At 45.5% G+C, this 13,726-nt stretch carries 12 protein-coding genes; 3 read left to right on the top strand and 9 right to left on the bottom strand.

All coding sequences use genetic code 11. From position 1 onward, the window contains the following. Nucleotides 1-72 precede the first annotated feature (72 nt). A complete protein-coding gene (locus KG118_RS11550; RefSeq protein ID WP_117712855.1) occupies nt 73-1,986 on the top strand; it encodes a S41 family peptidase in 1,914 nt (637 codons plus the stop codon). A 95-nt stretch (nt 1,987-2,081) separates the two neighbouring features. Then, entirely contained in the window at nt 2,082-4,037 is a 1,956-nt protein-coding gene (locus tag KG118_RS11545; protein ID WP_117713321.1) for a protein-disulfide reductase DsbD family protein, read from the top strand. A gap of 174 nt (nt 4,038-4,211) precedes the next feature. Here KG118_RS11545 and KG118_RS11540 read toward each other — a convergent pair whose 3' ends face one another. Then, on the bottom strand, nt 4,212-6,044 hold the full coding sequence (locus KG118_RS11540) for a TrkH family potassium uptake protein (protein WP_117713306.1): 1,833 nt from the start codon (nt 6,042-6,044) through the stop codon (nt 4,212-4,214). A gap of 135 nt (nt 6,045-6,179) precedes the next feature. Here KG118_RS11540 and KG118_RS11535 point away from each other — a divergent pair, with 135 nt between their 5' ends. After that, nucleotides 6,180-7,547 (top strand): TrpB-like pyridoxal phosphate-dependent enzyme, encoded by a 1,368-nt coding sequence (locus KG118_RS11535; protein WP_117713307.1) that lies wholly within the window; start codon nt 6,180-6,182, stop codon nt 7,545-7,547. Here KG118_RS11535 and KG118_RS11530 read toward each other — a convergent pair. The 8 genes from KG118_RS11530 to KG118_RS11495 form a co-directional block, all read right to left on the bottom strand. Then, the gene (locus KG118_RS11530) at nt 7,544-9,121 is read right to left on the bottom strand and encodes a chloride channel protein (RefSeq protein ID WP_117713308.1); all 1,578 of its coding nucleotides are present in this window, start codon (nt 9,119-9,121) and stop codon (nt 7,544-7,546) included. The two genes, KG118_RS11535 and KG118_RS11530, sit on opposite strands and share 4 nt — an antisense overlap. A gap of 81 nt (nt 9,122-9,202) precedes the next feature. Further along, complete coding sequence (locus KG118_RS11525) at nt 9,203-9,739, bottom strand: hypothetical protein (RefSeq protein WP_117713309.1); 537 nt, start codon at nt 9,737-9,739, stop codon at nt 9,203-9,205. 26 nt (nt 9,740-9,765) lie between these two features. Further along, nucleotides 9,766-10,122, bottom strand: a complete 357-nt coding sequence (locus KG118_RS11520) for a hypothetical protein (protein WP_117713310.1) — start codon at nt 10,120-10,122, stop codon at nt 9,766-9,768. 4 nt (nt 10,123-10,126) lie between these two features. Continuing rightward, the gene (locus KG118_RS11515) at nt 10,127-10,666 is read right to left on the bottom strand and encodes an RNA polymerase sigma factor (RefSeq protein ID WP_117713311.1); all 540 of its coding nucleotides are present in this window, start codon (nt 10,664-10,666) and stop codon (nt 10,127-10,129) included. Between the two features lie 145 nt (nt 10,667-10,811). Next, entirely contained in the window at nt 10,812-10,988 is a 177-nt protein-coding gene (locus KG118_RS11510; RefSeq protein ID WP_117713322.1) for a DUF4250 domain-containing protein, read from the bottom strand. Between the two features lie 149 nt (nt 10,989-11,137). Further along, the gene (locus KG118_RS11505; RefSeq protein WP_117713312.1) at nt 11,138-12,166 is read right to left on the bottom strand and encodes an iron ABC transporter permease; all 1,029 of its coding nucleotides are present in this window, start codon (nt 12,164-12,166) and stop codon (nt 11,138-11,140) included. Beyond that, nucleotides 12,159-13,292, bottom strand: coding sequence for an ABC transporter substrate-binding protein (locus KG118_RS11500; protein WP_117713313.1), 1,134 nt, complete (start codon nt 13,290-13,292; stop codon nt 12,159-12,161). Before KG118_RS11500 ends, KG118_RS11505 begins: the two co-directional genes overlap by 8 nt. Before the next feature lie 8 nt (nt 13,293-13,300). Beyond that, nucleotides 13,301-13,501, bottom strand: a complete 201-nt coding sequence (locus KG118_RS11495) for a hypothetical protein (protein WP_213388462.1) — start codon at nt 13,499-13,501, stop codon at nt 13,301-13,303. Nucleotides 13,502-13,726: the final 225 nt, after the last annotated feature.

The raw sequence follows: 13,726 nt of genomic DNA, 5'->3' as shown, positions 1-13,726 counted from the left end.
GCCTCCGGCGGAAACATCGGCAGGCGGATAATCTTCTTTTTTACTTACTAATATTTTAAACAACAATTTTTAATGAGAACAATTCAAAACATTTTCCTACGCACAGCATTGTGCATTATGTGTGTGTTTGCCTCAACAGCCTGTTCGGAAGACGAAGAAGGCGCAGGAGGAGGAGGCGGTCTTGATAACACCGGTATTACCGAAAGCGCCACCGAACTGGAACAAACCGTGTCTGTATACGGTGAAACCAACACACTGTCTTTTACAGCCGCTGCCGCTTGGACAGCTGCACTTGCCGAAACCGTAGACTGGGCTAAAATATCCGGAACAACAGGTAATACCGCTGCCGGAAAAGGTTCAGTCAGAGTAACTGTGGAAAAAAACACCACCGGAAAAGAACGTACCGTATCAGTCAACATCAAAGTAGAAGGCTATACCAACATCGCTACTTATAAGATTACGCAAAGTGCAACAGCAAGCGGTGCAGATGTATCTACTACAGACATGGAACTGAACGAGAAGATGCACAACTATCTGAAAGAGCATTATCTCTTTAAAGATGAATACAACACACTGACCGTAGCTACCGACAAATGTCCGTACGGTGAGTTCCTAAACCAATATCTGCCGGGTATGAAAACCAATGCAGAAGATGGCGGTATCTACCGTGAATATTCTTCTTATGCAGGCGAACGCTACATTTACTCTTATATAGAGAAAGCCGGTAGCGCCACTCGCGGCGCAAGTACACGCGCCACCACAGTAAGCGGATTGGGACTTGGAACATTCTTCTCCTCTTATATTGACAATGCTTATACTAAAATCGGTCTTGCTATCGGCTACGTGTATGAGGACTCCCCTGCCGCAAAAGCCGGCTTACGCCGCGGTGATGTTATCAGTGGTGTAAATGGAGTGACTTTGAATAAAAACAACTACAACAGTTATATGCAGGAGTTGTTCTACGCCACCGGCGGAACATATAAAATTGACTATCTCCGCCACGAACCTAATGAAGCACTAAAGAAATATGACCTGATACCGTATGAAACAGAAGTAACAGCTGCCAGCTATATCAACAGTCCGATACTGACTTCATATATAATCAGTGAAAAAGATAAACCGGAAGGTTATAAAATCGGTTATATGGTATATCAGGCATTCGACTTGAACTTCACCAAAGAACTGGAATTCACCCTTAACCAGCTGAAAGAAGCCAAAATTACAGATCTTATTCTGGATTTACGTTATAACTACGGTGGTTCGGTACCCGTAAGCTGCTACTTGTCCAGCGCCATTGCCGGAACAGCCAACAATGGTAAAGTATTCACCAGCCTCGAACGCAGCACTACCAAACAACGCGAAGATATCAAGTTCGGTACAGACTATGAACTGGGAGTAAGCCCCGTTGACTTGGGTCTGAACAGAGTAATAGTTATCATGTCGGAAGAAACAGCTTCTTCCAGCGAACTGTTGATAAGCTCTCTAAAAGGCATTGATTTCGATGTTTATACAGTAGGTAGCAAGAGCGAAGGCAAGAATGTGGGTATGGAAGTACAGACATTGACTGCCGGAGGCGGAACTTATGAGTTTGCACCCATCACGTTCCGTACGTACAATGCCAAGAACTGGTGTGACTATGCTGACGGTATGATGCCGGACGTAGTAATGAATAATCAGAATACTTCTTACAAAGACGACATCGACAACCTCTTCCCATATGCTTTCGGTGACTGGACAAATATGGACTTCAACCTCCCGTTGTGGTACTCATTCTGCAAAATCACCGGTCAAAATCCTGCACCGGAGGAACAGCTGACAGCCACAGCAATCAATCTGAAAGCTCCCGCAACAAGAGCTGCCAGCACCATAGAACGCACTGGGTATCGTCCTGACATCAACATCGTTCCATTGAAATCCGCTCCGCTGAAACGCCCGTTGGGTACTTTCGGCTCATTGATTTACAATCAGGCGGAAACTGAAAAATAATTTTCTTTTTTTTCTCTAACACTCTGACAGGATGCTTCCCGCCAATGCTGATGAAGCATGAAACGGGGGCATCCTTTTTTATGAAACAAAAAGATATGAGAAATCTACTAATATTATGCCTTGTATGGTTTGCTGTCGGTTCTGCCCAAGCGCAAATCAAAGAACCGGTAAAGTTCAAGACCGAACTTAAATCGCTCTCCGATACAGAGGCCGAAATCGTATTTACAGGAACAATTGAGGAAGGCTGGCACGTGTACTCCACCGAATTGGGTGAAGACGGCCCCGTACCTGCCACCTTCAATCTGGATGTATGCACCCATGCGGAAACCGTGGGCAAACTGCAAGCCGTGGGCAAAGAAATAAGTACCTACGACCAGATGTTTGAAATGAAAGTACGCTATTTTGAGAAGAATGTCCGGTTTGTCCAAAAGGTGAAATTCACCGGAGGCGCTTATGAGCTGGACGGCTTTCTGGAATTTGGCGCTTGTAATGCGGAAAGTTGCCTGCCGCCCACCAAAGTACCTTTCAAGTACACAGGCAAAGTGGCAGGAGCTGCCAAAGACACAGCAAGCGAGGAAAATGCGAAAGCCGACGTACCCCTTCCCTCCTCCGCCACCGCATTGGAAAACGACCTCTGGACTCCCGTCATAGACCAGCTGCAACAGCAGGACGATACGCACGACACCACAGACAAATCATGGCTCTACATCTTTGTCACCGGATTCTTGGGAGGACTGATAGCCTTGTTCACTCCCTGCGTATGGCCCATCATCCCCATGACAGTGAGTTTCTTCCTGAAGAGGAACAAGGACAAGAAGAAAGGCATCCGTGACGCCTGGACTTACGGCGCTTCCATCGTAGTGATATATGTGGCGCTGGGATTGTTCATCACTCTGATATTCGGAGCAAGCGCCCTGAACGCCCTCTCCACGAACGCCATATTCAACATCTTGTTCTTCCTGATGCTGGTGGTGTTCGCCGCTTCTTTCTTCGGTGCATTCGAACTGACACTGCCCTCCAAATGGAGTAATTCGGTAGACAGCAAAGCGGAATCTACCAGCGGCCTGTTAAGCATCTTCCTGATGGCTTTCACCCTGTCGCTGGTGTCTTTCTCGTGTACAGGGCCTATCATCGGCTTCTTGCTGGTGCAGGTCACTACTACGGGAAGCGTTGTTGCTCCCACTGTCGGTATGTTGGGGTTCGCCATAGCATTGGCACTGCCGTTCACACTGTTTGCCCTGTTCCCGTCGTGGCTGAAATCAATGCCTAAATCGGGCGGCTGGATGAACGTAATCAAAGTGACGCTCGGTTTCTTGGAACTGGCATTCGCCCTGAAATTCCTGTCGGTGGCAGACCTTGCCTACGGCTGGCGCATACTGGACCGCGAAACATTCCTTGCATTGTGGATTGTCATTTTTGCCCTGTTAGGCTTCTACCTGTTAGGCAAAATCAAGTTCCAACACGATGATGACAACGACAAAGTAGGTGTGACACGTTTCTTCCTCGCACTCATTTCGCTGGCATTCGCCGTATATATGGTTCCCGGCCTGTGGGGTGCACCGCTGAAAGCTGTCAGCGCGTTTGCTCCACCGACATCCACACAAGACTTCAACCTCTACTCCAACGAAGTGCATCCCAAATTCAAGGATTATGACGCAGGTATGGCATATGCCCGCGAACATAAACTTCCGGTTTTGGTGGACTTCACCGGGTACGGTTGCGTGAACTGCCGCAAAATGGAAGCTGCCGTATGGACGGATTCCAAAGTAAAAAGCATTATCAACGATAAATATGTGCTGATTTCCCTCTATGTAGACGACAAAACCCCGCTACCCCAACCCATCAAGATTATGGAAAACGGGACGGAACGCACGCTACGCAGCGTAGGCGACAAATGGAGCTACCTGCAACGCATGAAATTCGGAGCCAATGCCCAGCCTTTCTATGTGCTGCTGGACAATGAAGGAATGCCGCTGAACAAGTCGTATGCCTACAATGAGGATATTCCGGCTTATGTGGAATTCTTGCAAAAGGGGCTGGAAAAGTATTAGAGTTGAAAGTGAAAAATAAAGAGGTGTCAAAATACACCTGATGATTTCTTTCGGGCACGGATTACATGGATTTCACAGATTTACTTTATCCTTTTTTCCGCGAAATCCGTGTAATCCGTGCCTGAAAAGAAACAAATAGAAAACGTTTTTTTGTTTGGATTCAACCCCCTCAACTTAATTTATTATGATTTGTCCGCTCGGATACCGATACTTCGTATGTTTCTTCTGCTTGATAATGCCGAGCATTAATGTTATCAGCCCCACACGACCTACAAACATCAAAAGTGCAACCAGCAATTTACTGTCGTCGCCCAACAAAGGGGTGGCATTCAAACTGGAACCTACCGTACTGATGGCGGAAACACATTCAAAAGTAATAGCCAGCAAAGACAGATTAGGCTCCAAAATACTGATAATGAATATAAATATAAACAATACTCCAAAGGACATCACCACCGTAGCATTGGAACGACGAATGGAGTCGTAGGACAGCTCCCGCCCGAAGACCTCTACCCGCTCCGTTCCGCGCAATACAGCTACAAGATTCAAGACCACAACCGCAAAAGCATTCACTTTGATACCGCCCGCAGTGGACTGTGAGCCACCGCCAATCCACATAAGTATGAGATAAACCAACAAAGTCTGTACACCCAGCCCGGCTAAATCCACACTGGAAAATCCCGCCGTACGGGGACAAGACGCATTAAAAAATGCCTGTGTCCACTTATCGGCAACCGACATACCCGCAAAAGAAGCATTCCACTCAAAAAGAGCGATACTGACCGTACCCACCACCAACAACAGAAAGGTGACAATCAGCACGATACGCGTATTCAGGTTATAAAGGTGGTAGAACCTGCGCCCCTCCCATCGCCAGGTATGCAGAAATCTCCAGAAACGGCGTACGTGATACAGAATAATATCCTTGAAATTCACCAATATCGGAAAACCGATACCGCCGAGAATTATCAATAGGGAAATATATATGTAAAACGGATTATGCCCTCCTGCCATCAACAACGGATTGCCCAAATTGCCCGGCAAAGTAGAGAAACCGGCATTACAAAATGCCGATATGGAGTGAAAAGCAGAAAAAGCCAGTTCTTCGTGTATATCCATACCCATCGTACCGTGAATGTCACTCCAAATAGCAAGCATCCCCACTCCCTCTATCGCCAACGTAAAAGCAAGGATATAGACCAATGTGGACAACAGCGAATTCAAGGAGTTGGAACTCACCATATCACGCACCACCAGCTGGTTGTACAGGGAAGTATTTCCCATGAAGAACATGGCAAAAAAGCTCGTCAGCGTCATTACTCCCAAACCGCCAATCTGAATCAGCAAGATAATGATAACAAACCCCGTCGTCGTAAAAGTGGATGCCACATCTACCGAGGTCAACCCCGTAACACACACCGCACTGGTAGAAATAAACAGAGAATCGACCCACGAGATACCCGCCACCGTAGAACGGGGAAGCATCAGCAATCCCGTTCCTATAAGTATAATAATAAGGAAGCTGACAGCCAGAATAAGCGAAGGGTTGGTACGCCGTCCCAACAGACGCACCAGGCCATAAGATAAATTCAGGAAAGACAGCACCAACAGCAACGCAAGATGATACATCTTGCTGTTCAGGATATCCCAAACAGTCTGTATAGCCCCTTCCACCTCCGGACGATGAAAAATAACCGGAATCAACGTCGAAAACAACAGAAAGGTCAATATCCACGTCAACTTGCTAAAAGTCTGCCTCGTATCTTTATATTCCAACAGGATATGCAAAAACATATCAACCAGAAAAACAATCCATACCGCATGATACAGGCGTTGCAGCTGCAGGGCTTCCACCGGAGAAATTGTAAATCCGTGTTCATATACCAAGCCGACAATCAACAGGATAGACGCCAAATAGGTCAAGGTTGTCATAACCCCCAACGCCACACGTATATAAGGATGAATCCATTTATTTTGATACAAAAGAAACTTGTGGTAAATCTTCATAAATATATAGATTAATGAGACGTGGCAAACTTAGACAAATCTACCTTCATAAACAAAAAACAATGGAAAAAAGAAATTGGTTTAAAAATAATAGCTACATTTGGACACTGAATTACTTTTAATTTATTAACCACTATGAGCAACAAGACAAAAAGATTTATTCTTCCGGAAGACGAAATTCCACGTTACTGGTATAACATACAAGCCGATATGGTGAACAAACCCATGCCGCCGCTTAACCCCGCTACCAAGCAACCGTTGAAAGCTGAAGATTTGTATCCCATTTTCGCAAAAGAACTTTGCCAGCAGGAGCTCAACCAAACTGATACTTGGATTGAAATTCCCGAACAAGTACGTGAAATGTACAAATATTACCGCAGTACTCCGTTGGTACGTGCCTACGGACTGGAGAAAGCACTCGGCACACCGGCACATATATATTTCAAAAATGAAAGTGTCAGCCCGATGGGTTCGCACAAGCTGAATTCAGCCATACCGCAGGCTTACTACTGCAAGCAGGAAGGCGTAACGAACGTCACTACCGAAACCGGAGCCGGACAATGGGGAGCCTCACTGGCTTATGCCGCCCGTCTTTTCGGACTGGAAGCCGCTGTATATCAAGTAAAAATCAGCTATGAACAAAAGCCCTACCGTCGCAGCATTATGCAGACATTCGGTGCACAGGTAACTCCTTCACCGTCTATGTCCACCCGCGCCGGAAAAGATATTCTGACCGCCCACCCCAATCATCAGGGTTCATTGGGTACGGCCATTTCCGAAGCCATCGAACTGGCACGAACCACTCCCAACTGTAAATATACGCTCGGTTCCGTATTGAGCCACGTTACTCTGCACCAAACCGTCATCGGCCTGGAAGCTGAAAAGCAAATGGAAATGGCAGGCGAATATCCTGATACCGTTATCGCCTGCTTCGGCGGCGGTTCCAACTTCGGCGGTATTGCGTTCCCATTTATGCGCCATACCATCCTCGAAGGTAAGAAAACACGCTTTGTCGCCGCAGAACCTGCTTCCTGCCCAAAACTGACACGCGGCAAATTCCAATATGACTTCGGCGATGAAGCCGGATATACCCCGCTACTGCCGATGTTCACACTGGGACATAACTTTGCCCCCGCCAATATCCATGCCGGAGGTTTGCGCTATCACGGCGCCGGTGTCATTGTGTCGCAACTGCTGAAAGACGGCTATATGGAAGCCATGGATATCAAGCAACTTGAATCTTTTGAAGCCGGTTGCCTTTTTGCACAGGTAGAAGGTATCATTCCCGCACCGGAATCCTGCCACGCCATTGCAGCTACTATCCGCGAAGCGAACAAATGCAAGGAAACAGGTGAAGAAAAAGTTATCCTGTTCAACCTTTCCGGTCACGGCCTCATCGATATGGCATCGTACGACAAATACCTTGCCGGCGATTTGCAAAATTATGAATTGACCGATAACGACATCCGGAAAAATCTGGATGAAATAGGCAACCTGGCTTAATAGATATTTGCCATACTGACGAGCGGTTCATAGAGTTTCTCTATGTCCTGCGAATCCATTTCAATCTGCACCTGGTCCCCCGGAATCAAACTTGTTTTCGCAGGGATCAGGTTTTTTCCATCCCTATGCACATTGATAATGACACAACGTTCGGGCAAGGAAAGTTCACTTACAGACTTTCCATCGAAGTAAGAGCCGGTCATAACCTCGACAGACAACGTATAGCGTTTCTCTTCCTGAAAGTCGGGAGAATTAATCATATCTTCATATAAGGTAACATTGAAAGGCTTCATCTGGAGTAGTTCCGTAAAATAGTAAGTCAAACCGCCTACCACCACCGAAGGATAGAAAACCTCAAAATGCCCGGTTATCTCCGTTATCAGGACAATAGCCGTAAGCGGAGTGCGCTCAATGGCCACCAAAAAGGCGGACATGGATATCAGCATGACATAAGTGATATTTTCGTACCCGATAATGCCATATTTCACAGCAACCAGTCCCACAAGTCTCCCCAACAGCCCGCCCGTCACCAACGTAGGAATAAAATTTCCACCCGGAAGCCCGGAAGAAACAGAACACACCGAAAAACCGAAATGCAGCAGCATAACAGCCAGTACCCACATTATTTCATTACTGCCGTTTTGCGCCTGCTCCAACAGAAATTGTTCGCCGCCACCCGTCAGGTTCACCTGCATCAATGAGATAATGTAGGCAACCAGTACCAAATAGAGCATCTTGATATATACCGGAGACTTGACCGTGGAATATACCCGCTTAAACGAAATTATAAGTACAGAGTATACTTTACCCGCAATGGAGACTATAACAGCCACTATAAGGAAATACTTCATCTGGACGAAAAAAGCCAAAGTCGGCTCCGACACTTCAATCAGATGATAAGGATTGACAGGAAAGACCAAACTGGCAATTGCCCCTGCCACTACACCTGCCAACAATGTAGTAATAGCCGTCTTGGGAGCATCGAAACGCTCGATGGATTCGATGACAATAAGTGAAGAGGCCAGCGGCGCCGCAAAAGCCGCCGCAAGCCCCGCTCCCGCCCCGGCCGCCAACAACTGCTTGCGCTCTCCTTGCAGGATGTGTGTCCACCGGGAAACAAGGCTGCCAATATAGGAACCAATCTGTACGGAAGGCCCCTCTCGCCCCAATGACAACCCGGCGGATACAGAAAGGATTCCACCCGCAAATTTAGAAACCAGTTCTATGAACGGGTGCTTGTAGGTTATCCTCCCATTGATTACCCCGCGTGTTTGCGGAATACCACCACCACTGATAAGAGGCATTTTAATGACCAGACGGGATACAATTATCAGAATTCCCCAAAACAACAGGAATAATGGAATATGCCAGTACCATGCAGGACAGGATGCAAAAAACTCACTACGGATATGCAACAGATAGTAAAGCAGATAATGATAAGGAACCGCAATAAGCCCCGTCAGCAAGCCTACAATCATACTGACAAAATAAAGCCGCGCATCTACTAACTTCAACTTCCAGATATGCCAGCCACGAACCGTTTTCCAATTCTTTATTTTCTGAAACAACCGCATGGAGTATTCTTTGTTATCTGCATTCCCCTACAACAAATTCTCCCCGGTGAAGTTCTAAGCCGGCACAGGATTATATTTATTTCACCGTACCGGATGTTTATGCTTTCCTTGCACTACAGCCTGTTTCTTTCTACGGTCAAACTCTTTTTTCAGCTTATTGGCATTGTTCTTCTCCATCTGATATATTTTCATAATCTGTTTGGGAGAAAGTATTTTCCTGAACTCATTATAATATTTTTCACGCACATCCAGTATCTTTCGGCTTTGCGCAAAACGCCCTTTTATCTGCTGCTCTACTTCGGCATCGGTCAGCAACGGTTTAGGTTCAGGCTTCATGCCCGGCACTTCGGCTCCTTGCTTTCCGAAAGAGGACTTACGGTTCATTATTCTGCATTCGCGAAGTTCTTTTAAATAGTTTTGATAAACCGGAACGAATTTGGCAGTGGCGGCATCATCCAACATCAATATTTTTACCATTTGGTTAGTCTGTCGCTCCACAAGTTGTTCCGGTGTCTGGCGTTTCTTTTTATCCCTGTTCGTCGGGGTTTGAGCAGAGATACCAAGTTGGCTGCCTACCATGAGGCACATCAAGAATACATAAATAAATTTTGCTTTCATAATTCTTTCTTTTTAAGACAATACTATTAATTTAAAAATATATCGTTTTCGGAGAAGCTGACGAGCTCTTCCAGCTCCTCGTCCGACATTTCACGAATCCATTTATCAGCCGGCGCTACCGCTGTACAGTTTTCCGTATCCAGTATTGGCAAATCCGAGATTCCCCTATCACCTTGCCAGAAATGGGACGGTATAAACAGGAAACCGACCAATACCGCAGCTATGGCAGCACTTGTAGAAAGGGTTATCCATAAGCGATGCCCTGCCGGCTTATTGCTGCAAGTACGCTCCTGCACCTTACGCTGCATCTCGTCAAAGAAACCTTCAGGTACACGATAGGGCGTCTTTTTTCCTATATCATCAAAATCAAACTCTTTTTTCATAGTCTTAATTATTTAGTATATATTCTTTTATCTTTTCTTTTGCATAATGATAATTCACTTTAAGCGTGTCAACCTTACTATCAAGAATGCGGGCTATTTCCTCATAATCAAGTTCGTCATAGTAACGAAGATTGAATATTAACCGCTGTTTTTCCGGCAATCTCAATATCGCCTCCTGAAATTTGACAGCCAATTCATTTTCATAGTCCACATAGTCCGAAGCCTTTAACTGGGCAATCAGGGTTTCCTGAACATCTTCAGTTGCAAGGGTTTCCCTCCTTTTACGGTTATTCAGCAAGCGGAGGCTTTCATTCGTCGCAATCCGATAAACCCATGTACTCAATGAACTTTCATTGCGAAACTGCTCCCAATACTTGTATATCTGGATAAAGACTTCCTGCAATACATCTTCCGCATCTTCATGCAAAACCACCAAACGCCGTATATAATAATATATCGGTTCCTGAAAATATTCCACCAACAACTTAAACCCTTGCTCACGATTGGATTTATATACTTGCAGAATTTTGTTTTCGTTAATCATCAGTTCATCCGGTTTTTACAGGTTAGAAAGGCAAAAAGCAAGAAAGTTAAACGAGGAAGGACACATTTGTTGTTTATTAACAAAAAGTTGGGGCTGCATCTTTCAAGACACAGCCCCAACTTCTCTGTTTATTAGTATACAGCGATTACCAGAACCTGTTTCGTGCAGGGTTATACTCAAAACCCACCGTTTTCAGTGTCCGGACAATTGCCTCTCTTTCTACATTCATATCCTCACAGAGTGCATCGAGTGAAGGATAAAAATCACGCAACTTCATGTTGATGAAGCTATACAGCATCATCGGATCTTCAGGTAATTTCATAGTCACAATCTTTGTTTAAATTAAAAACTAATACCGGGCGCAAAAGTACAATAAAAAATAATATGAAAGAGCATTATCCTTTGAAATCTGCAAGGCGTCTATGCAAACGATTGAAATATATTTATCAGGATAATCCTATCTTTCCTCTATCAGTTAAAATGCTGAGGATTTCTCTGACTTATAATAACATAGATAATTACCGGAGCTCCAATAATCGGTGTCACCGCGTTCAGGGGAATAATACCGGCCTCACCGGGCAGGACACATATCAAATTGCACAGCAGAGCCACCGCCCCACCGCTCAAAATAGTAACAGGCAACAAGGAATTATGATTGGCAGTCCTCAATATCATGCGAGCTATATGAGGCACAGCAAGACCGATAAATGCAACCGGTCCACAGAAAGCGGTAGTTATGGCAGTCAGCAAACCGGTAACAACCAAGAGCCAGTTGCGCACACGACCGGTATTAACTCCCAAGTTTTCGGCATAACGCTCTCCCAACAACAAGGCATTCAGAGGTTTTATCAGTAATAACGAACCGAATAATCCTGCAACGGTGACCAATGCAAAAGCAGGCATCTGCTGCAAAGAGACCCCTCCGAAATTACCCAACCCCCATATCATATAAGATTGTACCCCCTCTGCCGTAGCAAAGAAATTAAGCAAAGCAATGGCGGATGAAGCGATATAACCTATCATGATACCTGTTATCAGCAACATGATATTGCTTTTCAACAATGTAGAGAAAAAAAGGATAAGTCCCATTATCAACATGGCTCCCACAAATGCCCCCGCCAATACTGAAAAGAAACCGGACAGACTGAAAGCGCCGGCCGATATACTCCCGCCGAACAACAGCATTACAAACGCCACTCCCAAACTGGCACCGGAGTTAATACCCAAAATAGACGGTCCTGCCAACGGATTCTTAAAAGCAGTCTGCAACATCAGCCCGCAAACTGCCAGCGCACTTCCACAGAGCAGTGCCGTCAAAGCTTGGGGCAGACGGGACTCCCACACAATAAAACTCCAGCTCGCCTTCTCGCCCTCGCCTCCTATAAGTATATGGAAAACATCGGATACAGGAATCGCAACCGATCCTACCAACAGATTAGCCATAAACAGTAATGCAATTACTATCCCTAATCCGACACCATATTTCCACCCTTTACTCATTTAACTTGCAAAAATAGCGCAAACCGCCTAAATCTCCTATTTCAGGATGCAGAATTTGTATCAAGTCCGCCAATAAATAATCCGGACGGAAAGGCGTTTCTTCATAGAAAGGAACTTTCGCCGTATTGCATCCGTAAATATTCCGTGTTTTGAATGCTTTGAAACCTGTATATCCAATATAATCGGCTTCCATATCAGAGTAGGTCATGTCGCGGTCGCGGTTATACTTGATGAGCCAAACATCAGCATCACCGGCTTTATCGAAAACCGTTTCAAAAGCCAAAGGAATGGAGCCGCTATGCTTATCTTCCGCAAAAACATATCGCCCGCAGGCATCATCAAACAAACGTCCCGTTGTACTGCGTCCGCCCGGCACATACCATGCCGAACCACTTTTCAGTTCGCTGACGACAGACAGAGACACTGACGAAAGCATCGCGCGCCTTTTAAGCTGCTCATAGCTGTTATCCACTTCAGTAAAAAGGCTGTCGGCCTCCGAAGCAACTCCCCAAAGTAATCCGTAAAAGCGCATCCATTCGGCACGCCCTAAGGCGGAAGTCTCCATATAGTCCGCACATTCAATAATGGGAATATTCAGTTTCTCAATGCGCCCATAGCCACCACTATTCTCAAAAGGAGAAAGCAAAATAGCATCAGGATGCAAGTCGATAATCTTTTCCATATCCGGATTCATACCATCGCCGCAGTCCACGATAGTTCCCCTACGGCATCCATCTTCTACTGCCGGAAGTTTGATGTACTTCAGGTCGCAAACGCCACCTATACTGCTTGCGACTCCCAATTCATCCATAAGGCTGCAATGCACCGAGGAATAAACCAACGATTTACGAAGAGGGGTACGAACAACAGTACCTTCCGGCAGGTGAGCCGGCAATGATTGGGATGACGGAACCAATATATACGTATGTAGTATTTTCAGGGTATCCCAAGGGTTGCGCAAAGTGGCAACAGTGTAGTCGGGATAGGTTATCAATGTAAGGTTGTCGGCATAGCGCAGGGGAATAGTGTCACCAGCCGCTAAAACAAAAGCAGTTTTACTTCTTCCCCCGCAAGAAGAAAGAAGTAAAACTACTAAAAACGAGACTGATAATGCAAGCCTTCTCATTGCCGCTGTTAATTAAAGAATACAGCAGAATTCGGGTTTTGCCCGCCACAATCAAATTTTTCCATATATGTACCGTCATTTTTGAAACGGTAAATATCACCGTTAACATCACTGTGTCCTGTAGTACCGATATAAATATCACCGTTACTATCGTTGACCGCTATCATGTAAACAACTGCCGTGCCAAGTTCTTCAGGAGCATTTTTCAAGAAAGATCCGGAGCTTTTGGTACCGGCCTTCACATCATAAGTGTAAAACGTATTGACTGCTGCGACTTCCGGCCAACTGCTATAATCTACTCTGGAGTCTACACAACCTTAATTCCGCAACACTATTATAAAATATTTTTTTTAAGTACCTGAGCAACAAAAAGTTGCTCAGGATTTTGCCATGTCAGAGGATTCACTTAACTTAGTGTTGCAAAAAAATAATCA

Source organism: Bacteroides propionicigenes (assembly GCF_018390535.1).
GTDB classification, from domain to species: domain Bacteria; phylum Bacteroidota; class Bacteroidia; order Bacteroidales; family Bacteroidaceae; genus Bacteroides; species Bacteroides propionicigenes.
Note: the sequence above shows the minus strand (reverse complement) of the source record. Positions and strands in the feature narration are given on the sequence as shown.

Coding starts and splice junctions, on each gene's coding strand:
- KG118_RS11550 (WP_117712855.1), top strand. CDS start 73: ATGAGAACAATTCAAAACATTTTCCTACGCACAGCATTGTGCATTATG.
- KG118_RS11545 (WP_117713321.1), top strand. CDS start 2,082: ATGAGAAATCTACTAATATTATGCCTTGTATGGTTTGCTGTCGGTTCT.
- KG118_RS11540 (WP_117713306.1), bottom strand. CDS start 6,044: ATGAAGATTTACCACAAGTTTCTTTTGTATCAAAATAAATGGATTCAT.
- KG118_RS11535 (WP_117713307.1), top strand. CDS start 6,180: ATGAGCAACAAGACAAAAAGATTTATTCTTCCGGAAGACGAAATTCCA.
- KG118_RS11530 (WP_117713308.1), bottom strand. CDS start 9,121: ATGCGGTTGTTTCAGAAAATAAAGAATTGGAAAACGGTTCGTGGCTGG.
- KG118_RS11525 (WP_117713309.1), bottom strand. CDS start 9,739: ATGAAAGCAAAATTTATTTATGTATTCTTGATGTGCCTCATGGTAGGC.
- KG118_RS11520 (WP_117713310.1), bottom strand. CDS start 10,122: ATGAAAAAAGAGTTTGATTTTGATGATATAGGAAAAAAGACGCCCTAT.
- KG118_RS11515 (WP_117713311.1), bottom strand. CDS start 10,666: ATGATTAACGAAAACAAAATTCTGCAAGTATATAAATCCAATCGTGAG.
- KG118_RS11510 (WP_117713322.1), bottom strand. CDS start 10,988: ATGAAATTACCTGAAGATCCGATGATGCTGTATAGCTTCATCAACATG.
- KG118_RS11505 (WP_117713312.1), bottom strand. CDS start 12,166: ATGAGTAAAGGGTGGAAATATGGTGTCGGATTAGGGATAGTAATTGCA.
- KG118_RS11500 (WP_117713313.1), bottom strand. CDS start 13,292: ATGAGAAGGCTTGCATTATCAGTCTCGTTTTTAGTAGTTTTACTTCTT.